The 21,917-nt window shown below is 35.4% G+C and carries 27 protein-coding genes; 19 read left to right on the plus strand and 8 right to left on the minus strand.

What is annotated here, in order from left to right; all coding sequences use genetic code 11:
• Positions 1-48 precede the first annotated feature (48 nt).
• Both JFU23_RS24140 and JFU23_RS24145 read right to left on the minus strand, forming a co-directional pair.
• Positions 49-849 (minus strand): flagellin N-terminal helical domain-containing protein, encoded by an 801-nt coding sequence (locus JFU23_RS24140; protein ID WP_085310237.1) that lies wholly within the window; start codon positions 847-849, stop codon positions 49-51.
• A 177-nt stretch (positions 850-1,026) separates the two neighbouring features.
• Entirely contained in the window at positions 1,027-2,394 is a 1,368-nt protein-coding gene (locus JFU23_RS24145; RefSeq protein ID WP_085310239.1) for a flagellin N-terminal helical domain-containing protein, read from the minus strand.
• Between the two features lie 256 nt (positions 2,395-2,650).
• On the opposite strand from JFU23_RS24145, the gene JFU23_RS24150 reads away from it, so the two are divergent.
• The 17 genes from JFU23_RS24150 to JFU23_RS24230 all read left to right on the plus strand — a co-directional run bounded on the left by JFU23_RS24150 (position 2,651) and on the right by JFU23_RS24230 (position 16,471).
• Positions 2,651-3,442 carry a lytic transglycosylase domain-containing protein gene (locus JFU23_RS24150; protein WP_085310241.1) on the plus strand — a complete coding sequence of 264 codons (792 nt, stop codon included), beginning with the start codon at positions 2,651-2,653 and terminating at the stop codon, positions 3,440-3,442.
• A gap of 62 nt (positions 3,443-3,504) precedes the next feature.
• Entirely contained in the window at positions 3,505-3,729 is a 225-nt protein-coding gene (locus tag JFU23_RS24155) for a flagellar motor switch protein FliN (RefSeq protein ID WP_000775712.1), read from the plus strand.
• Between the two features lie 14 nt (positions 3,730-3,743).
• The gene (gene fliM / locus JFU23_RS24160; RefSeq protein WP_002086450.1) at positions 3,744-4,730 is read left to right on the plus strand and encodes a flagellar motor switch protein FliM; all 987 of its coding nucleotides are present in this window, start codon (positions 3,744-3,746) and stop codon (positions 4,728-4,730) included.
• A 10-nt stretch (positions 4,731-4,740) separates the two neighbouring features.
• The gene (gene fliN / locus JFU23_RS24165) at positions 4,741-5,100 is read left to right on the plus strand and encodes a flagellar motor switch protein FliN (protein ID WP_002064660.1); all 360 of its coding nucleotides are present in this window, start codon (positions 4,741-4,743) and stop codon (positions 5,098-5,100) included.
• Between the two features lie 12 nt (positions 5,101-5,112).
• The gene (locus JFU23_RS24170; RefSeq protein ID WP_000121176.1) at positions 5,113-5,433 is read left to right on the plus strand and encodes a hypothetical protein; all 321 of its coding nucleotides are present in this window, start codon (positions 5,113-5,115) and stop codon (positions 5,431-5,433) included.
• A complete protein-coding gene (locus JFU23_RS24175) occupies positions 5,430-6,188 on the plus strand; it encodes a flagellar type III secretion system pore protein FliP (protein ID WP_002126633.1) in 759 nt (252 codons plus the stop codon). The genes JFU23_RS24170 and JFU23_RS24175 overlap by 4 nt, the downstream gene beginning before the upstream one ends.
• Positions 6,189-6,221: 33 nt before the next feature.
• Positions 6,222-6,497, plus strand: a complete 276-nt coding sequence (locus JFU23_RS24180) for a flagellar biosynthetic protein FliQ (RefSeq protein WP_002011993.1) — start codon at positions 6,222-6,224, stop codon at positions 6,495-6,497.
• Between the two features lie 15 nt (positions 6,498-6,512).
• Entirely contained in the window at positions 6,513-7,274 is a 762-nt protein-coding gene (locus JFU23_RS24185; RefSeq protein ID WP_001055697.1) for a flagellar biosynthetic protein FliR, read from the plus strand.
• Positions 7,275-7,284: 10 nt separating this feature from the next.
• Positions 7,285-8,331, plus strand: coding sequence for a flagellar type III secretion system protein FlhB (gene flhB, locus JFU23_RS24190; protein WP_085310243.1), 1,047 nt, complete (start codon positions 7,285-7,287; stop codon positions 8,329-8,331).
• A gap of 23 nt (positions 8,332-8,354) precedes the next feature.
• The gene (flhA, locus tag JFU23_RS24195; RefSeq protein ID WP_085310244.1) at positions 8,355-10,421 is read left to right on the plus strand and encodes a flagellar biosynthesis protein FlhA; all 2,067 of its coding nucleotides are present in this window, start codon (positions 8,355-8,357) and stop codon (positions 10,419-10,421) included.
• Positions 10,422-10,435: 14 nt separating this feature from the next.
• Positions 10,436-11,746 carry a flagellar biosynthesis GTPase FlhF gene (gene flhF / locus JFU23_RS24200; protein WP_085310246.1) on the plus strand — a complete coding sequence of 437 codons (1,311 nt, stop codon included), beginning with the start codon at positions 10,436-10,438 and terminating at the stop codon, positions 11,744-11,746.
• A 43-nt stretch (positions 11,747-11,789) separates the two neighbouring features.
• Positions 11,790-12,593 carry a flagellar basal-body rod protein FlgG gene (locus JFU23_RS24205; RefSeq protein WP_085310248.1) on the plus strand — a complete coding sequence of 268 codons (804 nt, stop codon included), beginning with the start codon at positions 11,790-11,792 and terminating at the stop codon, positions 12,591-12,593.
• Positions 12,594-12,899: 306 nt separating this feature from the next.
• The gene (locus JFU23_RS24210) at positions 12,900-14,198 is read left to right on the plus strand and encodes an NtaA/DmoA family FMN-dependent monooxygenase (RefSeq protein WP_085310250.1); all 1,299 of its coding nucleotides are present in this window, start codon (positions 12,900-12,902) and stop codon (positions 14,196-14,198) included.
• A 183-nt stretch (positions 14,199-14,381) separates the two neighbouring features.
• Positions 14,382-15,218, plus strand: coding sequence for a TrmB family transcriptional regulator (locus tag JFU23_RS24215; protein WP_085310252.1), 837 nt, complete (start codon positions 14,382-14,384; stop codon positions 15,216-15,218).
• Positions 15,208-15,936, plus strand: a complete 729-nt coding sequence (locus JFU23_RS24220; RefSeq protein WP_201032867.1) for an AzlC family ABC transporter permease — start codon at positions 15,208-15,210, stop codon at positions 15,934-15,936. Before JFU23_RS24215 ends, JFU23_RS24220 begins: the two co-directional genes overlap by 11 nt.
• Entirely contained in the window at positions 15,927-16,238 is a 312-nt protein-coding gene (locus JFU23_RS24225) for an AzlD domain-containing protein (protein WP_002086437.1), read from the plus strand. The genes JFU23_RS24220 and JFU23_RS24225 overlap by 10 nt, the downstream gene beginning before the upstream one ends.
• 62 nt (positions 16,239-16,300) lie before the next feature.
• Positions 16,301-16,471 (plus strand): DUF3951 domain-containing protein, encoded by a 171-nt coding sequence (locus JFU23_RS24230; protein ID WP_201032869.1) that lies wholly within the window; start codon positions 16,301-16,303, stop codon positions 16,469-16,471.
• Between the two features lie 82 nt (positions 16,472-16,553).
• Here JFU23_RS24230 and JFU23_RS24235 read toward each other — a convergent pair whose 3' ends face one another.
• From JFU23_RS24235 to JFU23_RS24260, 6 genes are all read right to left on the minus strand, one after another.
• A complete protein-coding gene (locus JFU23_RS24235) occupies positions 16,554-17,141 on the minus strand; it encodes a VanZ family protein (protein ID WP_002011980.1) in 588 nt (195 codons plus the stop codon).
• A 74-nt stretch (positions 17,142-17,215) separates the two neighbouring features.
• The gene (locus tag JFU23_RS24240; RefSeq protein WP_201033311.1) at positions 17,216-17,482 is read right to left on the minus strand and encodes a hypothetical protein; all 267 of its coding nucleotides are present in this window, start codon (positions 17,480-17,482) and stop codon (positions 17,216-17,218) included.
• A 36-nt stretch (positions 17,483-17,518) separates the two neighbouring features.
• Positions 17,519-17,878 (minus strand): hypothetical protein, encoded by a 360-nt coding sequence (locus JFU23_RS24245; RefSeq protein WP_201032871.1) that lies wholly within the window; start codon positions 17,876-17,878, stop codon positions 17,519-17,521.
• An 11-nt stretch (positions 17,879-17,889) separates the two neighbouring features.
• Positions 17,890-18,225, minus strand: a complete 336-nt coding sequence (locus JFU23_RS24250) for an antibiotic biosynthesis monooxygenase family protein (protein ID WP_201032873.1) — start codon at positions 18,223-18,225, stop codon at positions 17,890-17,892.
• Between the two features lie 180 nt (positions 18,226-18,405).
• Entirely contained in the window at positions 18,406-18,585 is a 180-nt protein-coding gene (locus JFU23_RS24255) for an H-type small acid-soluble spore protein (RefSeq protein WP_001025736.1), read from the minus strand.
• 66 nt (positions 18,586-18,651) lie between these two features.
• Entirely contained in the window at positions 18,652-19,869 is a 1,218-nt protein-coding gene (locus tag JFU23_RS24260) for a helix-turn-helix domain-containing protein (protein ID WP_201032875.1), read from the minus strand.
• 117 nt (positions 19,870-19,986) lie between these two features.
• Between JFU23_RS24260 and JFU23_RS24265 the strand changes: the two genes are divergently transcribed.
• Positions 19,987-21,255: an MFS transporter gene (locus tag JFU23_RS24265; protein ID WP_002031019.1), complete on the plus strand. Its 1,269-nt coding sequence runs from the start codon at positions 19,987-19,989 to the stop codon at positions 21,253-21,255.
• A gap of 109 nt (positions 21,256-21,364) precedes the next feature.
• A complete protein-coding gene (locus JFU23_RS24270; RefSeq protein WP_002086429.1) occupies positions 21,365-21,889 on the plus strand; it encodes an outer membrane protein assembly factor BamD in 525 nt (174 codons plus the stop codon).
• Positions 21,890-21,917: the final 28 nt, after the last annotated feature.

Genomic DNA, 21,917 nt, shown 5'->3' on the forward strand with positions numbered 1-21,917 from the left:
CGCTTTTTATTTTTTATAGAGTTATTTCAATAGTTTTAAAGGTTATATTTAAGATTGTAGTAACTTAGAAACCATTTGCGGAATTTGATTAGCCTGTGAAACCATAGTAAGTGCAACTTCAGTTAATAACTTAAACTTTAAAAAATCGCTCATTTCCTGCGCCATATCCGCGTCTTCAATTCGAGAAGAAGCATCTGTTAAGGCCATACTTTGACTATTTAAATTTTCAATATTAAACTGTAAACGATTCATCATCGCACCGAGATCAGCACGATGAAGTGATACATTTTGTAAAGCCTCTTCAATTTTACGAATCGCCGCTCTTGCTTCTTGTTCTGTTGAAATCTTGATGTCATGTTGTGTAGGGGAAGGGGGAATATGTTTCGTGATATGTACCGTATGACCGATATCATCTAACGTAATAGGACGGTTTTGATTGTCAAATACGGATAAATCATTAAACTCAGTTGTCTCACCGATATAGCCAATTTGTTCTGTTAAAGAGTGAAACTCTTTATTCAGCGAATTACGGTTTGTATTTGAATTTGTACCGTTCGCAGATTGAACAGCTAAATCACGCATACGCTGTAAAATATTCGTCACAGTTTGAAGGGCAGCTTCTGCCATGCGAAGCATCGATATCGCATCCTCATTATTACGAATCGCCACATGCATACCACTTGCTCTCGCATGCATACGAGTTACAATTGCAATGTTCGCCGGATTATCAGAAGCATCATTCAACTTTTTACCAGTCGCTAAATGCTCCATGGCAACATTCATACGCTTCGCATTCTCATACAACGACTGCCTAGCATTCATACTCAAAACATTTGTATCAATACGCATAATAGACACTCCTTATTTATATATGGTCTTAATGCCCAAAAACGGTTATGAAAAGAAAAGGGACCTATGCTCTCCTCCACCTAAAAAAAGAAAGGTTTTACAAATAATTCATCTATATAGAAAAAATGAACCTCTCCGCAAGTAGAGAGGTTCATTCATGAAGCTAAATCAAATGGCTTATTGTAATAATTTAGAAACCATTTGTGGAGTTTGGTTTGCTTGAGAAAGCATGCTGATACCAGCTTCGTTCAAGATTTTGAACTTAGTCATTTCAGACATTTCTTTCGCCATGTCAGCGTCTTCGATTTGAGAAGCAGCTGAAGCCATAGAAGAAGATTGGCTCTTCAGGTTGTTTACGTTAAAGTCAAGACGGTTTAATGTAGCGCCTAAAGTTGCACGGTTAGATGCAATTGTTTCAAGGGCTTTATCAATCGATTTAATTGCATCTGAAGCATTAGATTTTGTAGAACCTGCTGCAACTTCTGCAAATACTTTACCGATTTCTTGTGCGTTCTCCAAAGTATTTCCAGAACCGTCAGCTTTATTGAATTTATCAAGTGCTGCTGTAACTTTAGCTGCATCTTGTGCGTTTAGACCACCTTTGATTTTATCGAAATCAGTCTTAAATGCATCTACAGCAACTTGTCTTTTGGTAGCTGTATCACCAGTAGCAGTAGCATTTAAATCAATTAATGCTTGACCCTTAGTACCAGCAGTACCAACAACAGTGCTATCTGCTGGTGCCATAGTTTTATAAAGGTCACCAATCGCTTTAGCGTTGTCTAGAGTTTTGTTGTTTGTGTATTTATCCATGGCAGCAGTAATTTTATCAGCATTTTCAGCGCTTAGACCAGATTTAACTTTATCAAATTCTGTTTTAAACTCATTCACAGCATCGTTTAACTCATCTGTAGTTTTTGTGCCAGTAAGACCAGATAGAGCTGCTTGTTTAGTACCTGCAGCACTAATGTCACCAGTAGCAACACCAGCTAATGCTGTACCAGCACCAGCACCAGAGATACTTAATTTATCAATTAATAGCGAAGAAGTAGAAGAATCAGCTAAGTTAATGTTAATCTGTTTAGCTGTGTCAGCACTGTCAAGAGTTTGAATAGCGATTGAAGTGTTTTCGCCATTTAATAATTTCTTATCATTAAACTCTGTGTTTTTAGAAATGTAATCGATTTGTTCTTTTAATGCAGAAAATTCTTTATCTAATGCTTTTTGGTTGTCACCAGTGTTCGTACCGTTTGCAGATTGGTTAGCGATGTCACGCATACGAAGTAAGATGTTAGATACAGAGTTTAAAGCTGAATCAGCTGTACGGATTAATGACATACCATCTTGTGTGTTGTTAGCTGCAACACCTAATCCGCTTTCACGAGCACGCATACGAGTTGCGATTGCAAGACCTGCTGCATCGTCAGAAGCGTTGTTGATACGTTTACCGCTTGATAAACGGTCCATAGCGTTGCTCATTTTTGCTTGGTTTTGGCGCATGTACTCTTGAGTACGCATGCTATTAATGTTTGTATTAATTCTCATGTTAAGAACCCCCATTTTTTTATATTGACTTTTCTGCAAATTGAAAAACGGTAATATGCGAAAAAATCGATTTCGAGATTTATTGTAAGCCTTGCTACAACGGGTGTCAACTAAAAATTCGAATTAATGAATATAAAAAAATAACAGTTTAACAATCTATTCATTTTTTTATTAAAATATTATTAAAAGGATTATTGCAAACTTTTTAAAAAAACTCTAATATTAGATTATCTTTGTTTACCGAAAAGGTGATATTATGGTAGTTGGAAATATAGTAAAAGAAGTTCTTGCATATAAAAAAGGACAAATTCAGCAAAAGTTAAGTAGTCCGCAAGCGTTCGTTAGTAGCCGTTTTCAAGATCAATTGCAGAGTGAATCTGCGAAGGAGACGAAAGTTGCTAAAGAGCCGGCAAAAGTAGAAGATATGAGTCAGCCGGTACAATCTACGAAAATAGAAACGGTTGTTAATAAACCGGAACAATCTATTAATAAAGTAGAGGAAGCGAGTAAGCCTGAGGAGACGGAGAAAGCTGAAACGAAGAAAGTAGATGAAGTGCAAGTTGCACAAAAAGAGTTTGAGCGACGTTTCTCAGAAACGAAAAATGAGCCTGCTGATACGTGGGGATTAACGAATAAATATAATATTCAGAAAATACGTTCTTCAAATGAAGGTAAGTATGAGGATATTATTGATCGCGTAAGTAATACATATAGAATTCCGAAAACGTTAATTCAAAAAATGATTGAAGTAGAGTCTAATTTTAATCCAAAAACGGTGTCACATGCAGGGGCGATGGGGCTGATGCAGCTTATGCCAGCGAATGTGAAAGAGATGGGTATAAAAAATCCATTTTCACCAGCTGAAAGTATTGAGGGCGGTGTGAAAGAGTTAAGCGGTTATTTAAAGAAAAATAACGGTGATCTCGTATTGGCGCTTGCTTCTTATAATGCTGGTCCTGGTAATGTGAGAAAGTACGGAGGCGTACCACCATTTAAAGAAACGCAAGGATATATTAAAAAAATATTAAATATCGACGTTTCGAAATAGAAAATTTCATATATAGAGAGAACATGAAATTTTCGTGAACATGATATGGGAGTTGGCTAGATTTGAAATTACAAGATGATATTCCGTTAACAATTTATTTTGAAATCGGAAATACGAAAAAGAAAATTGAAGATCTGCTTCATATTACGAAAGGTACATTGTATCGTCTTGAAAATTCAACGAAAAATACGGTGCGTCTTATGCTTGAGAATGAAGAGATTGGAACCGGAAAGATTTTGACGAAGAATGGGAAAATGTACGTTGAAATCGTTGAATTGAAAAGGTAGGGAAGGGGATTGTCATGAGTGGCGAAAAATTAAGCCAAGAGCAAATTGATGCCCTGCTGAAGGCGGTGAATGAAGGCGAGGAAATGCCAGCTTTCGCACAAGAAGCAGGGAAGCAAGATAAATTTCAAGAGTATGATTTTAATAGACCAGAGAAGTTTGGTGTTGAACATTTACGTAGTTTGCAGGCGATTGCGTCTACATTTGGAAAGCAGACGTCACAGACGTTGTCAGCGCGTATGCGTATTCCAATTGAACTCGAGCCTTCTACTGTTGAGCAAGTTCCATTTACGAGTGAGTATGTAGAGAAAATGCCGAAAGATTATTATTTATATTGCGTGATAGATCTAGGTTTACCAGAGCTTGGAGAAATTGTTATTGAGATTGATTTAGCGTTCGTCATTTATATTCATGAATGCTGGCTTGGTGGAGATAGTAAGCGTAACTTTACGATGCGTAGACCGCTAACGGCGTTTGAATTTTTAACGCTTGATAATATATTCTTGCTTCTTTGTAAAAATTTAGAGCAATCATTTGAAAGCGTTGTTGCGATTGAACCGAAGTTTGTAACGACGGAGACAGATCCGAATGCGCTGAAGATTACAACGCCAAGCGATATTATTTCATTACTGAATGTAAATATGAAAACAGAGTTTTGGAATACGACAGTTCGTATCGGTATTCCGTTCTTATCTGTTGAAGAAATTATGGATAAGTTAACGTCTGAAAATATTGTCGAACATTCTTCGGATAAGCGTAAAAAGTATACGTCTGAAGTAGAAGTGAAAGTAAATCAAGTGTACAAACCTGTTCACGTTGCGATTGGTGAGCAAAAGATGACGATTGGTGAGATTGAGAAAATTGAAGAAGGCGATATTATTCCGCTTCATACAAAGGTTTCAGACCAACTACGTGGTTATGTAGATGGAAAACATAAATTTAATTGTTTTATCGGGAAAGATGGAACGCGTAAGGCGCTCCTATTTAAAAGTTTTATAGAGTAGGAGGATCCATATGAAGCATGAAGTATCTCCTGTGTCATTAATGGGATTAGAAGAATTTGCAGGGAAGCGAAATGAAGCAGGTAAAGCGCATATTGATACCGTTTCGGATATTTCGATTGAACTTGGTGTAAAGCTTGGGAAGTCATCGATTCAGCTTGGCGATGTGAAACAATTAAAAGTTGGCGATGTTCTTGAAGTAGAGAAAAATTTAGGACATAAAGTAGATGTATATTTAAGTGATATGAAGGTCGGTATTGGTGAAGCTATAGTAATGGACGAGAAGTTTGGCATTATTATTTCTGAAATTGAAGCTGACAAGAAACACGCGGCGCTTATGAAGGCGCAAAATCAAATGCAAGATAAAGAGTAGAGGAGGAGTCATATGTCGTATATGACGACCTTATTTCAAGTCGTTTTACTGTTTGGTGCGCTCGGCTATGGTGCATATTATATGACGAAAAAGACGCGCAAACAGCAGTTTTTTAAGCAAGGTGAAAACGGCCATATTCAAGTGAAAGATGGTGTTTATTTAAATCATCAAACGAGCGCCTTTTTATTTGAAGTGGATGGGAAGCAAGTTTTTACTGTTATAAGTAATAACGGTGTACAATCAGTACAATTAACAGGAACAGGAAATCAGTTTCAACAAGCGCTAGAAGACGCGGTGAAGAGTGAAACGAAAAAAGTAGAGGATCCATCATGAGAATAAAGAAACAGTTATCGTTATTTGCCGTTATTTTCGCATTTTCTATTATTTTTTCATTTGTTTTTGTAAATCCAGCGTATGCAGCCCCGAACGGCTTTATTAATTTCGAAAATGGAAAAGAGTTTACGAGTAATTCAAGTGTACAACTATTCGCGCTCGTTACCCTTCTATCATTATCTTCTTCTATCGTTCTTTTATTTACGCATTTTACTTATTTTATGATTGTTCTTGGGATTACTCGTCAAGGGCTTGGGGTTATGAATTTACCACCGAACCAAGTGCTTGTTGGACTCGCATTATTTTTATCGCTGTTTACAATGCAGCCAGTGCTTGGTCAATTAAAGAGTGATGTGTGGGACCCGATGACGAAAGAAAAAATAACAGTAAGTCAAGCTGCGGAAACGACAGCTCCGATTATGAAAGATTATATGTCGAAGCATACGTATAAGCATGATTTGAAAATGATGCTGAAAGTGCGTGGAGAAGAGTTGCCGAAAGATTTAAAGGATCTTTCATTGTTTACGCTTGTGCCATCCTTTACGTTAACGCAAATTCAAAAAGGGTTACTTACAGGGATGTTCATTTATTTAGCGTTTGTCTTTATTGATTTAATTATTAGTACACTTTTAATGTACCTTGGGATGATGATGGTACCGCCGATGATTTTAAGTTTACCATTTAAAATACTTGTTTTCGTATATTTAGGTGGATATACAAAAATCGTCGATATTATGTTTAAAACGGTCGCCTGAAACGTTTGATGCTATGTGATAGGAGTCATATAAATGAATACGTCACCAATTATAGATATTTTCCAAACCTTTTTTTATAAAGGGGTTATGATTTTAATGCCGATTGCCGTTGTAAGTATGATTGTCGTTATTATTATCGCCGTTATTATGGCGATGATGCAAATTCAAGAGCAAACGTTGACGTTTTTACCGAAAATGGCGAGTATTGTGCTCGTTATTATCATTTTAGGTCCGTGGATGTTTCAAGAGTTAACGATGCTTATTTTAGATTTATTTGATAAAATCCCATCGCTATTGCGTTCGTACTAAGATAGGTGAACTGAAATGAATATGGAATTATGGGCGGCGACGTTTTTTGCGTTTTGTCGCATTACTTCATTTTTATATTTTCTACCGTTTTTCTCAGGCCGATCAATTCCGGCGATGGCAAAGGTTACATTTGGACTCGCTCTTTCGATTACAGTGGCAGATCAAGTGGATGTCTCTCACATAAAGACAGTTTGGGATGTAGCAGCTTATGCAGGAACGCAAATTGTAATTGGGTTATCACTTTCAAAAATTGTAGAGATGCTGTGGAACATTCCGAAAATGGCAGGGCATATTTTAGACTTTGATATCGGTTTATCACAGGCGAGTTTATTTGATGTAAATGCAGGGTCACAGTCCACTTTGCTATCAACAATTTTTGATATATTTTTTCTTATTATTTTTATTTCACTTGGCGGCATTAACTATTTCGTTGCCACGATTTTAAAGTCGTTTCAATATACAGAGGCGATTTCAAAATTGTTGACGACTAGTTTTTTAGATAGTCTACTCGCAACGTTATTATTTGCAATTACATCAGCGGTTGAAATTGCTTTGCCACTTATGGGCAGTCTATTCATTATTAATTTCGTCCTTATTTTAATCGCAAAAAATGCACCGCAATTAAACGTTTTTATGAATGCGTACGTAATTAAAATAACGTGTGGTATTTTGTTTATTGCGATGAGTGTACCGATGCTCGGTTATGTGTTTAAAAATATGACAGACGTATTACTGGAAGAGTATACGAAACTATTTAACTTTTTCTTAACGAAGTAGGGGGACGCGCATGGCAAAGGATAATAAAACAGAAAAGGCCACCCCGCAGAAGCGTAAAAAATCGCGTGAAGAAGGGAATATCGCCCGGAGTAAAGATTTAAATAATTTATTTTCCATTCTTGTATTAGCAGTTGTCGTTTACTTTTTCGGAGATTGGCTCGGTTATGAGATCGCACATTCCGTAGCGGTACTGTTTGATCAAATTGGAAAAAATACAGATTCGACCGAGTATTTTTATTTAATGGGCATATTACTTCTGAAAGTATCGGCTCCTATATTAATACTTGTATATGCTTTTCATTTGTTCAATTATATGATTCAAGTTGGTTTCTTATTTTCTTCTAAAGTACTTAAGCCGAAAGCATCACGTATTAATCCGAAAAACTATTTTACGAGATTGTTTAGTCGTAAAAGTTTAGTAGATATTTTGAAATCACTATTTTATATGGGATTAATCGGTTACGTTTCTTACGTTCTCTTTAAAAAGAATTTAGAGAAGATTGTTAGTATGATTGGATTTAACTGGACAGCGTCACTTACTGAAATTATTAGCCAAATTAAATTTATCTTTCTAGCCATTTTAATTATTTTAATCATTCTTTCAATTATTGATTTCATTTATCAAAAATGGGAGTACGAACAAGATATTAAGATGAAAAAAGAAGAAGTGAAAAGGGAGCATAAAGATAATGAAGGGGACCCGCAAGTAAAGGGGAAACGAAAAAACTTTATGCATGCCATCTTGCAAGGGACAATCGCGAAGAAGATGGATGGCGCAACGTTTATTGTGAACAACCCGACGCACATTTCAGTTGTGCTTCGTTACAATAAACAAATTGATGCGGCGCCAATTGTCGTTGCAAAAGGGGAAGATGAGCTCGCATTATATATACGAACGCTTGCCCGTGAACAAGAAATACCAATGGTAGAGAACCGTCCGCTCGCTCGTTCTTTATATTATCAAGTCGAGGAAGATGAGACGATTCCAGAAGATTTATATGTAGCTGTAATTGAAGTTATGCGCTATTTAATTCAAACGAAAGAACTTGAAGTATAATAGCGCGTTTGGAGGGGATCTCTTTGTTTAAGATGGATTCTGCAAGAACCTATTTTTCTATCTTTTTAGCAGCGTCATTCGTTGTGGCGCTCTTAATTCCACTTCCACCATTTATACTTGATATCGTTATCGTTTTTCTACTAAGTATGTCAGTGCTTATTTATATGCGAGCTACAAGTATTAACGAGTGGGATGAATTAAAGTCATTTCCGACGATGTTGTTATTAATCGGGATTTTCCGCGTATCGATTAACGTTTCGACGACGCGAGCGATTTTAACAGACGGAAATGCGGGTCATGTTATTGAAGAGTTCGGCCAGTTCGTAATTGGCGGAAACTTATTAATTGGTATCGTTATTTTTATAGTATTAATCATATTCCAGTTTATCGTTGCAAACGGTGCGTCTCGTACAGCTGAAGTAGCAGCTCGTTTTACACTTGATTCTTTACCAGGGAAACAAATGTCTATCGATGCTGACTTGAATCAGCGTCTTATTACAGAAAAAGATGCACAGGCGAAACGAAAAAAATTAAATATGGAAACAGAGTTTTACGGAGCGATGGATGGTGCCGGAAAGTTCATTAAAGGGGACGTTATTTTCGGGATTGTCATTTTATTCGTAAACATTATTTTCGGCTTAATTGTTGGTATGATGCAGCAAGGAATGAGCTTTGCAGATGCGGCTATTCACTATACACAGTTAACTGTCGGTGACGGAATTGTAAACCAAATCGGTTCGTTAATGCTTGCGATTTCAACAGGTATTATCGTAACGCGTGTATTTGACGGTTCAGCTGATACAGTAACTGAAGGAATCTTTAAAGAGTTATTAGCGCATGAAGTTGTTGTATATGCACTCGGTGGTTTATTTATCGCAATGGGTGTTTTTACACCGTTACCATTTCTACCCTTTGCTCTCGTTGGAGGCACGATTGTTTTCTTAGGAGTTCGTAATAAAAAGCGAATAAAGAAAGAAAAAGAAGACGAGCTTCAAAAAGAATTAGAAATGATTCAAGGCGAGGATGAGCAATTACAGCAAGTGGAAGATTCATTCGGCGTCTTTACAGATAAATATCCGATTATTGTAGAACTCGGTTTAGATTTAGCGGCACTTGTAAAGCAGAAAATTAACGGGGAAACAGCTCGTGATAAAGTTGTTCTAATGAGGAAATCAATTATTACTGATCTTGGTATTAACGTTCCTGGAATTAACTTTAAAGATAATACGAGTTTTAGACCACGTGGACGCTACATTATTCGTATTAAAGGTGCGAAAGCTGCTGAAGGTGTTTTAAAATCAGGTTATTTATTAGCACTGAAAACACCGAACGTAATGGCTGATTTAGATGCAGAACCAGCGAAAGATCCAATTTTTGGTGAAGATGGATATTGGATTTTGGAGCATATGGTACAAGATGCACAAATGAAAGGGTATCAAGTGTTAGAGCCGCTTAGCATATTAATTACGCATTTAGATGTAGTCGTTAGACGTAACCTTCATGAGTTAATTCAGCGTCAACATGTGAAAGACTTGATTCACTCGCTTGAAAATGATAATGGCGTTTTATTAGAAGAGATTAAGAAGAAAGAAATTGATTTATCACTCGTTCAAAATGTTATTAAACAACTGCTGAAAGAAGGAATTTCAATCCGTGATTTACCAACGATTATTGAAGGTATTATTGATGGGAAAGAAATTTATCAAAACCATGTTGATGGTGTCACTGCATTTGTACGTGAATGTATTTCAAAAGTTATTTGTGAGAGTGCGAAAAATCCTGATGGGAAAATTTATGCAGCACTTTTCGCTGATTCGCTTGAGTTAGATGCAGATGTTGTTAATAATTCATACCAAGGTTATTTATTAAACTGGGATTTAGATTTAGAAACGCGTGTAGTAGAACAAGTACAGCGCGTTTTCAAACAAGCTCGTTTAATGGGACGAGAGCCAGTATTATTAACGCGTAGAAAAGATTTCAGGTTTGCGATTGTGAGACTTCTTGAACGTTATCAAATAGAAGCTAAAGTATTATGTATTAGTGAATTGGCACCAGAAATTGTTGTAGATCAAATTGCTTATATTGAATAGTAGGAGGTGAAGTAATGGAAAGTACAGAAAAAAAAGAAGCGTTAATGCGAATAAAAGCAGCTTCGAAAAATGAATTGTATCGAAAGTTATTTGACCAATATGGTACAGATTATTACTACGTTGTCGATGAAAGTGTAAAACGAAACATTCCGTTTTTTTGGAAAAAGAATTATGAAATGTTAGTCGCTTTTCCTGAAGATAAACAGGCTGAAAATAGCGAAGGAACAACTCAATTTCATGAGCAATTAATGGATGTTGTAGGTGAACCTTCAGAAGAAATCGTGAAGGTGAATGGAATTCAATCAGTCTTGCACAATTTAGAAAACGTAACGACTTCTATGTCGTACGCAGCGATGCAAACAGGAAATAGTGAAGAATGGGCAAGAAAAAAAGAGAAACTATTACAACTGTTTGAAAAAGGTATTGTCGTTGTGAAACATACAGAAGAGACGAAAGTAGCTAAAAAACAGCCTGTTGTGAAACAAGCTATTCCTGTAAAGAAAGAAGAAGTAGTTATAAAAAAAGAAAAACAGGAATCTGTACCATTTATTATTCAAAAAGTAATTCGGATGTTAGAACAAAACGATGTGGAACAATATTTCATTCATGCATATGCTGAAAAATTAAAAGTGAAGTTTGAGAATGCAACGATGATTACAGAAGAAGAAGTCATCGGATACATATTGGAAGATATGAGATCTCATTTCAATACTGAAAACGTATTTGAAAAAGAGGTACAAACAATTGCATTAATCGGTCCAACTGGCGTTGGAAAAACGACGACACTTGCGAAAATGGCATGGCAGTTTCACGGTAAGAAAAAAACGGTTGGTTTTATTACAACAGATCACTCTCGCATCGGAACGGTACAGCAACTGCAAGATTACGTGAAAACAATTGGATCAGAAGTTATCGCTGTGCGGGATGAAGCCGCAATGGCACGGGCGCTTACTTATTTTAAAGAAGAAGCGCGCGTCGATTATATTTTAATAGATACAGCCGGAAAAAATTATCGTACGTCAGAAACGGTTGAAGAAATGATTGAGACGATGGGGCAAGTAGAGCCAGATTATATTTGTTTAACGTTATCAGCTTCTATGAAAAGTAAAGACATGATTGAAATCATTACGAACTTTAAAGATATTCATATTGATGGTATCGTGTTTACGAAATTTGATGAAACAGCAAGTAGTGGTGAATTGTTGAAAATTCCAGCAGTATCATCAGCTCCAATTGTATTAATGACAGACGGACAAGACGTGAAGCAACATATACATATCGCTACAGCTGAACATTTAGCAAAACAAATGTTACAAACATCGTAAGAAAAGAGGTGAAGAATAAGGCGCTTGCCTTATTCAAATGAGTATGAACGGTCTTTATATAGGTTCTATGGGTATGATGAATTACATGCAGCATATTAATGTTCATTCGAATAACGTCGCAAATGCCCAAACGACAGGATTTAAAGCAGAAAACATGACGTCTAAAGTATTTGATGTGCAAGACACATATCGCCGCGGAGACGGATCGGCGACAAATATCGGTTCGGTCGATTACGCTGTCGTACCAGCTGCGACGCATGTGAACTTAGTACAAGGAAATGTACAAATGACAAATAGTGCTACAGATTTCTTTTTAGACGACGGTGCGGCTGGCACATCATCATTTTTCGTTACATCTAAAAATGATGAAACATTTTTAACGAGAGACGGTAGTTTTACATTAAATAGTGACCGTTATTTACAAACATCTTCAGGTGCTTATGTTATGGATGTAAATAATGAACGTATTCGTATTCCAGAAAATGTAGATTTCTTCGTATCTAATAATGGAGAAATTTATAGAGAAATTAACGAAGGAACGCTGCAAAAACCAGATATTAAGAGAATAGTAATTGCACAATTGCAAACGAAAACAGTCGATGCAGAAACGAACGCTCGCCTTGTGCAACGAGAAAATAAAAGTTTTACACTAGCAGAAGGTAACATCGCTGATTTACCGAATGGAACAGGGATTGTGAAAAATCATATGCTAGAAAATTCAAATGTAGATATGACGAAAGAGATGGCAGATTTAATGACGAATCAAAAAATGATTCAAGCATCGCAGCGCATCATGACTTCGTTTGATAAAATTTATGAAAAAGAAGCGAATGAAATATTGAGATAAAGTGAAACTTTAATCAGTGGGGGGCATCCCCCACTGATTATTAGTTGAACCAATCGGGCATTTACGGGCAGTTATTCCCCGCCTAACTTCTGGTTTTGAGCTAGGAGCCGTACTGCCCGTTAATGCGGGATAAAGGACTCCCATTAGCGGGAGTCTTTTTTGTTGTTGCATTTATTTCAGTAACATCATAAAATGATAATGATTATCAATATCGTTATTGTTATTCTTTAAAAAGAATGGAGGTTGTGATTGTATCAGTCTTTGCTTAACTAGGTGAATTAAAAACTAAGGGGAAGGTGTGTACATATGTCTACCAAAAAACAGCTTTGCATTGGGTTATGTTTGATTTCTAGAAAGAAAGAACAAGAGAATAAGTTTGATTCAGGAATCGATGAACAAGTAGAGTTAGCAAGACTGGCAGAGAAGGCTAAGTTAGATTTTGTTTTTAAAGCGGATTATTTAGTGACACATCCAGATTTAATTGCACGTAATAAGGGGAATGTAATTTTAGATCCAACATTACTTTTTACCGCTATTGCTTATGCGACAGAGAAAATTGGAGTCGTTACGACCGCTTCAACATCATTTTATCCACCATATATACTAGCGAGGCAACTACAATCTTTAAATTGGATTAGTAACGGCCGAGTAGGATGGAACATTGTCACATCAATTGATGGTGCTGAAAACTTTGGTGAGACAGGGATGCCACCATCTGAAGAGCGATACGCGAAAGCGGCAGAATGTACAGATTTAGTTAGAAAACTTTGGAGGAGCCATCCTTATGAAGTTTTAAAAGAAGACAACGCAGATGTAATTAGAGAAATGGTACAGCCAATTGAGCATCGTGGTGAACATTTTGAGGTGAAAGGTCCACTTAATGTTCCGCAACATATTTCTGGGGAAATGCCTTTATTTCAAGCGGGTGCTTCAGAGTCTGGCCGGAATTTTGCTGCTTCTGTTGCGGATGCAATTTTCGCCGCGATGCCAGATGTAGAGTCAGGAATCGAACTTCGTCAAGATTTAAGAAGAAGAGCAGAAAAGCATGGCCGAAAGCAAGATGATATACGTGTATTGCCTGGTTTATATTTCTTTATTGGTGATACATATGAAGAAGCACTTGAAATGCATAGGCAAGCTCATCAACATCTTACGAGGGAGAAGAGATGTGCTTTACTCGAAATGGTTCTCGGATTAGACGCTAGAGGGATACCATTAGAAAGTAAGGTTACTGAACATATGCTGCCGAGTAGGAATCAAACTGTACGCAGTAAAACACATGCCGAATTATTGCGGAATTTCATCATTAAAAATGAACCAACTGTTGAGCAAATACTAGAACGACCAGAAGTTGTTGGTTCTGCTCATTGGGTCGCTATTGGCACACCACAAGACGTTTTCAAACAAATTATAGAAAGATTTGAAGCAGGGGCACTAGATGGATTCATTGCAATTCCAGGCGGACCTCCTAAATCATTGGATCTATTCTTTAGTGAAGTGATTCCTTTATTCGTGAGAGCAGGTGTATTTAGAGAAGAGTATACAGGTTCAACCTTGCGTGAACATTTAGAGGGGACTTTATCAAATACTTTGCTGTTAAAATAAGTGGAATAGTATGTAGAAAAGGTCTTTCATAAGAAGGCTTTTTCTTTTTTGTCAAAATTTCAGAATTATCAATTGACTTTAGGGGTCTTCTTTTTTTATATTAGTAGGTATAGTAATAACTACTAATATAAAATGAATGCATCGTTTTCAAATGAGAGCTATGTAGATTATGAGGGGTTACCGATGGATGAAATAATAAAAGAGTTACAAAAGTTAGGTTTTTCCCAGTATGAATGTAAAGCGTATATTGGACTATTAAAACATTATCCAGTAACAGGTTATGAAGTGAGTAAACAAACAGGGGTACCTCGTTCGATGATTTATGAAGTACTTGGCAAGTTGATGGATAAAGGAGCGGTGCATATCGTTCCTTCTGAACCAGTGAAATATGTACCAGTGCCAGCTACGGAATTAATGGATCGAATGCGAAAAGATTTTGAAAAGTCCTTTGCATTTTTAGACCAGAAATTAAATTGTTTAGAACAAGAGCGGCAAATTGATGTAATTTCGCATATTCGCTCAAATGATCGTGTTTTAAAAGAAATATGCAATATAATTAATAGAGCAAAAGAAGAGCTATGGATTTCTGTATGGGAAGATCAAGTGCACGAGATTGAGCCGTTCATTCATCAAAAGGAAGAGGAAGGCGTACATATATTTTCCATTTTATTTGGTGCTCCAGAAACAAAAATAGGAGCGACATTTCATCATAATTATATGACACCTCACGTCGTTGAAAAAAGAATGGGAGGTCATTTAACTGTTATCGCGCGTGATGGGGAAGAAGTATTAATTGCTAACTTCTCAAATGATAGCACTTCATGGGCCGTTACAACGTATGATCCAGCTCTAGTTCTCGTTGCTACGGAGTATGTGCGGCACGACATTATGGTGGAAGAGATTACGAAGGAGTTTGGAGCTGATAAATTAGATACATTATGGCGTGAAAACATAGATTTAGTTCATGTCGTAACAGGCAAACGTAGTATGGAAGAAATGGAGGGAGAGAATGGTGAATAAAGCTCAGGCACATATGACATTGCAGAGTGATGATACATTTCAACAAGGTGTAAAGGATTGTTTACCAACTGTATTTGGATATTTGAGCATTGGTATAGCGGCTGGTGTTATTGCGAAAACAGCTGGTTTCTCCATCATTGAAATTGCTTTTATGTCCACTTTAATTTACGCAGGTTCTGCTCAATTTATATTAGCGGGTATGTATGCAGCGGGTGCCCCAGCCTCGGCAATTATTTTTACTGTGTTCTTTGTTAATTTACGTCACTTATTAATGAGTGCTGCACTCGCACCTTACTTCACCAAGATACCTCTTTTTAAAAATTTAATAATTGGTTCGCAAATTACAGATGAAACTTTCGGCGTTGCAGTGCAACAAGCAGCACAAAAAGGCCATTTAGGCGAGAAATGGATGATGGGACTTAATGTAACAGCATATTTAAATTGGATTTTAGCTACAGTTCTCGGAGGGCTTTTTGGAGAGTGGATACCAGATCCTCATACGTACGGAATGGATTATGCGTTACCAGCGATGTTTATCGGATTATTTGTACTTCAGCTAATAAGTAGTAAACCGAAACTAGCCATTCATCTAAGTGTTGCAATTGTAGCGATTATTATCGCATACGTTTCACACTTATTTATGCCAGATAGTATAGCAGTTATTATCGCAACACTTTTAGCTGCGACAATCGGGGTGGTGATTGAAAAATGGAAGTAAGATTGGACGTATTATTCCTTTTACTAGCAGCAGGAGCTGTCACACTCGTACCACGTATTTTACCTCTTCTCGTATTTAGTAAACTACAAATTCCAGACTGGGGTTTAAAATGGTTAAATTACATACCAATTGCGATATTAGCAGCACTTTTAGCACAAGTATTATTTATGCATGAGACAGTGCAGTGGGATTATATCATTGCGGCAATTCCTACATTTTTCGTAGCGATATATACTCGTAGTTTATTAGGAACAGTATTAACAGGAGTCATTGTAATTATTTTGTTACGTTTATTTTTCTAAAAAGGATTCAGCTCATATAATAGCGAAAGGTGTAATAACATGAAATATATAGGGGTGGTGTTATGATACTTTTAACGATAGGTGCTATTTTATTCACGGTATTCATTTTCTTTATTATCGGTTTTATTACGTTTTTGATGGTGGTTGATAAGGCGACACCTCAAATTTATTACACACCTTGTGAAACTATGACAATAAAATCTAAAGGTAAAAATAGAAGGAAGAAAAGTTGAACGAAGGCTTTTCTTTCTTCTATTTTTCTTGCTTTATAATGTTCTATAAAACGTTATAGAACATGCTAATGTAAAAGGGAAGTCATGTTGAGGAATTGTTCGTTTCATAAATATATCTTAAAAAGGAATTCAATTTAATATCAAGTTTGTGTATAAATGTTCTATACACAAGGGTAAAGCCTTTTGATATACCATACCCTAAAATGACACCCATACAATTAAAAATTACATCGTTTATATCGACATATCGAAAAGTGAATCCGGCATAAAGTGCGGATAAAAGTTGTAGATTTTCTAACAAGAACCCTAAGACAATTCCTGATAAAACAACTTGTTTGAAATTCGTCTTTTTTATGTAAGGAAAACCAAAGCCAAAAGGAATTGTTAGTAGTATATTAAGTAATGATGTTGTTATAGCGAAATGCTCCGTGTTGAATGGTATAAAATTAGCATCTCTCCAAACATTTTGTCCAATTTCTTTTTTCATATTTTCATCTATAATAATTGGGAATTGGGTATAATTAAGTACTACACAAAGGTACAAATAAAATATTGAAAAAAATAGTAAGTACATGTTCCTCTTTTTTAGGTGTAACTTAAAAAAGAGGAGTAAAAATAACCATATAATAAATGCTCCAATAAGAATAAAACCATCAAAGTCAATTAGCATGTTTAAAATCCCTCATATTTTCATATTTAAACTATGATGTCTATTATTAGACATCATAGTTTAGTAGCAATATTTTAATTAGATATTTTTCCGTTCCCTTTTACATTCTGTCCATCGTCATTTGTTTTCCAAATAAATAAGTAGTATTCATTTGAATTTGTATCAACATTGTATGCACTAGAGAAAGATTTATTTATGCCGCCATTAACTGTTCCATAACTAGGGTCCGAACCCCATGCAGATCTGTACAGAGTATATTTTACATCGTAAGGTCCCATAGCTCCTCCATCAGTAGAATATACATATGCGCTCCCGTTGATATATACACTTCCTTTAGACAGTGTGTGGAACTGTTTGTTTTTACTACCATTTCACAGTCACATTCCCGAAAGAACTAACAACAATAATCCAAATAGAAAACTAATAAAAGAAAGAAAACCGATAGATATGGAAAAAATACGATTGTTCTTCCATTCGCGTGCGAAAACGATAAATCCTAAAACGCAAAGGAAAAACCAAATGGGTAGGAATATAAATCGACTAACTTTCTCAGGCAGAAATGAATAAAAATTTGTTAAATATAATATCCAATTCGTAAAAAATAGAGCACATACGATGAATGATTGTAAGTATGGTCGGTTTAGAAAATTTCCTTTTTTAACCGTCATAAAAATGAGAGCTAATGCTGAAATGAAGGGAATTATTATGAATATGAGTAATAGTAATGTTAGTGGCATATGAAACTCCTTTACAAGATTTCTCTCTGAAACTTATATTCTTTCTCAACAAGGCAGATACGCAGGTGGAAGTTTTCATACCATTGCTCACGGCCTCTTTTTTTCGCTTCTTTATGTAAGGCGTTCCTTTTCCAATTTTCAATTGCTTCAAGTGACTCCCAATAAGAAATTGTAATTCCGAGTCCGGAATGATCACGTGCGCTTTCTACACCTAAAAATCCAGGTTGCTGTTTCGCAAGTTCCTCCATTTTTTCGGCAACGGTACTATAATCTGTTTTATCATTTGAAAGGTTAGAAGTGAATATAACTGCATAATAGGGCTTGGTTTTTTCTAAATCATATTTCATTATTTTCCCCCTTAATGTATAGTTCGAATAATTAATTCATAGTTTGTATTTTAGCAGGTTAAAAAAAGAAGTAGAAGATTCTTATTTTTTTAGGTGTTGTAAAACAGAGGATAGAAGGGATTTATATTAAGTAATCTAAAGTAAGAAAAATGCCACTTCAAAAAAAAGAAGTGGCATTTTTTATATTTCCTCTAAGCTATTAACTGGAACAGTTAATTCGCGTTTTGGATTTGTTACTTCATATATGCGGGCGGTTTCGTTGCTTTCGTCAACGTGTTGAATCATAACAGGCATGCCTTGAAAACTGACATTGGCTTCTTCAGATGACTCGGAAAGCTCTTTTGCGCGTTGTATATTCATTTATATTCCTCCCATCATTATTATCTTTGCAAAAAAGGAGGAATAATATACCATTTCGAGACATTTTTAAAGTTTTTGTATTATTTGTAATGTTTCTTTAATAAATGAAGAGAAGATGGAATCAGGATAGTCATCTATCGCTTGAACTGCTTCTTTTGCTTCTTTCAGAGCAGATTTTTTATCTTGAAGTTCTATATAGCAAAGGGCACGATAAGATCCAGCTGTTAATAACCATGATTGATCAAGTGGATGGCTCATATAATTTGGTATGATAGCACGTTGTAATGTTTCCGAAGCTTCCTCGTAACGTTTTAAACCATATAAAGATTTTCCTTTTTCAAGATAATACAGTCCATTGTCTTGAAAAATTGGCTCGTTTTTTAGTTTTTCTCGAAAGTGCTCTAGATGCTCTAATGCGATTGTATATTCATTCGTAACGGTGTTGTAGTAATAAGCTTTTAATATATCTATATTTGCAATGGATAAAGTATCTTCTGTAAATATAGCAAATTGCTCAGATTTTTTTATGTAATATAAATATCGTTCTTTATCAGCTGTAATGATTTTTTGATAAGATAAAATACGATAAAAATCATCTGTTTTATAATACACTTGATGTTTTTTTGAAAATGCAAGTGCATCAAAAATGACTTTTTCACATTTTTCATAATCACCATATGCGAGTAAAATAATTGCTTCTTTTAAGTATAATTGTATATGCGTAATAAGATCCATTTCTAAATTCTTCGTTTTATATTCATCACGAATAATGGTAATCATCTGTAAACATTCTTTATATTTTTTACGTTTGAAGAGCATATAGTAAAACAGTAGTTTCGTTTCAGTGCTTTCTCGATATAAAGTATATTTTTCAAATATAGAAATAGCGGTTTCGACGTAATATTCAATATTATAATCGTTCATAATAGCTGCTCCAGTTATGAACTGTTTATATATACGAGCCGTATTTAAAGTAGAAGGTAGCTCTTTTTGAACGATAGGTAGTAAAGTATCATATACTTCATCGCATTTATTTGTCTTTATTAGTTCCTCCATTTTTTGAATGAGTTCTACAATTTCTCCATCATCATCATCTTCTAGTAAAAAACTCATTTCACATCCAAGTTTATTAGCGATATATTGTAATGTTTTCATAGAAGGTGTAGCTTTTCCATTTTCAATTTGACTTAACATACTTTTTGTCAGTTCTGAACCTGCTAATTCAGTTTGAGTAAGCTTTTTTTCTTTTCGTAACGTTTTAATTTTCTCGCCGAGAGTAGCCATCATATGCTCCTTTATAATCAAAAAGTTAAATGTAATTAAACTTTTCGTTGTAAAAATTGGAAAGTTGTATATATAATAAGTTTAGCACAATTTAACTTTTAAAGGGAGAGTGTCATAATGGGGGATGTAAGTATAGGTCAAAATGATTGGAAAATGAAGATTGCAACGAGAAATATTATTTTAATGATGATTGGAAAAATGACGTCCTTGTTAGGGGCGGGTATTTATACGTTTGCAATGGGATTATACGTATTAAAGACAACTGGTTCAGGAATGGGGTTTGCAACTACTCTTATTTGCGGATCAATACCAAGAATGATCTGTGGCCCAATTGCAGGTGCTGTAGCTGACCGTGTGAACCGAAGATGGCTTGTAATTGGCACTGATTTATTAAGTAGCTTAACAATGCTTATTATGTTTATTCTTGCTACTATATTTGGACCATCACTTCTGTTTATTTATGTATCAGCGGCATTATTATCAATTTGTGCAAGTTTTTATTCTGTTTCATTAACTTCGTCTATTCCTAATTTAGTAGATGAGGAGCGTATTCAAAAAGCGAGTGCTTTAAATCAGACGGCATCATCTTTATCGAATATTTTAGCGCCGATTATTGGAGGAGTTGTATTTGGTTTCTTTTCAATCAAAACATTTTTCCTGTTAAATAGTATTACATTCTTTTTAGCAGTTATTGTACAATTATTCATCGTATTTGATTTATATAAAAAAGAATTGGCCGAAAGTAAAGAGCATTTCTTGACGAGTATAAAAGAAGGTTTTTCATATGTGAAACGACAGCATGAAATATATGGTTTAATGAAAATTGCAGTAGGGGTAAACTTTTTTGCGAGTGCACTTTTCGTTTCGCTTCCATATATTATTATTAAAAATTTGCATTTATCCTCGAAGCAACTCGGTGTTGTAGAGGGAATGTTAGCAGTCGGGATGCTAATTGGTGCAATTGTTTTATCAGTACGTAAAGAAGTGAATAATCCGTTTCGTTCTGTTTATATTGGACTGTTTTTATTTGCGGGCTTGAGTTTATGCACAGTCTTTCCGTTGTTAGTTATCATTCCGAAAGTAGCAAGTTTTATTTACTATATCACTTTTATGATTTTAACCGGTATATCAATGATGGTTGTAAATATCCCGATGCAAGTACATATGCAAAAGACGACAGATCCAAACTATTTAGGACGTGTATTCGGTCTACTTGAAACAATTTCTACTGCAATCGCACCGCTTGGAATGATTGTATATGGATTATTATTAGATATGTTACCGACTAGCATTGTTATGATGACATTAGGTGGAGGATTATTGTTAGTTGTATTAGTTGGAGTAAAGCAGCATATGGCGAAAAAACAAGTGGATGTATCGGTTTAAAAGAAAATTTTAACAATATAAAAATGACCATATTAGTATTTTAGTTTTTGAAACTCCTTTTCATGTATGTTACAGTAAAGTGAGCAGGCAAAGAAAAGGAGAAAACATCATGAGAAAATTAAGTTTTGTAATGCTTTTTCTGTTAGTCGTAATGACTGGATGTAGTAATTATGACACGTATATTGAAACAGGTATGCAATCATTGAAAAATGAAAAATATAGTGATGCGATTATGTGGTTTGAAAAAGCGGAAAAAGAGAAATCAGGAAATGAAGCGAAGGCATATAAAGAAGTCGCTCAGTTACTAGATCGCGGTGCGACAGCATTAAAAGACGGTAAGTATTTAGAAACGAAAGATATTGCAAATGAAGTGTTACAAAAGAAAAAAGATGATGCACTTGAAAAAGCTGTGACATCAAATGCAGAGAATATGCTTCAAAAAGCAAAAGATGTGGAAGAGAAAGTAAATGAAAGAGTAGCGAAACGAAAAAAGGTAAATGAAGAAGGAATCGATAAATTAATTAAAGCTGTTGATAGTATAGATGATGTAAAAGAAAAAGAGAAAAAAGTTTCAGAAGCATTAGATAAGGCTGAAGAGGCACAAGCAAAAATTGAGGATAAGAAAAACAAATAGAGTTATAGTTTAAAAGGCTGTCGTGTAT

Origin of the sequence: Bacillus sp. TH50 (assembly GCF_016650565.1) — a bacterium.
Lineage (GTDB): Bacteria > Bacillota > Bacilli > Bacillales > Bacillaceae_G > Bacillus_A > Bacillus_A mycoides.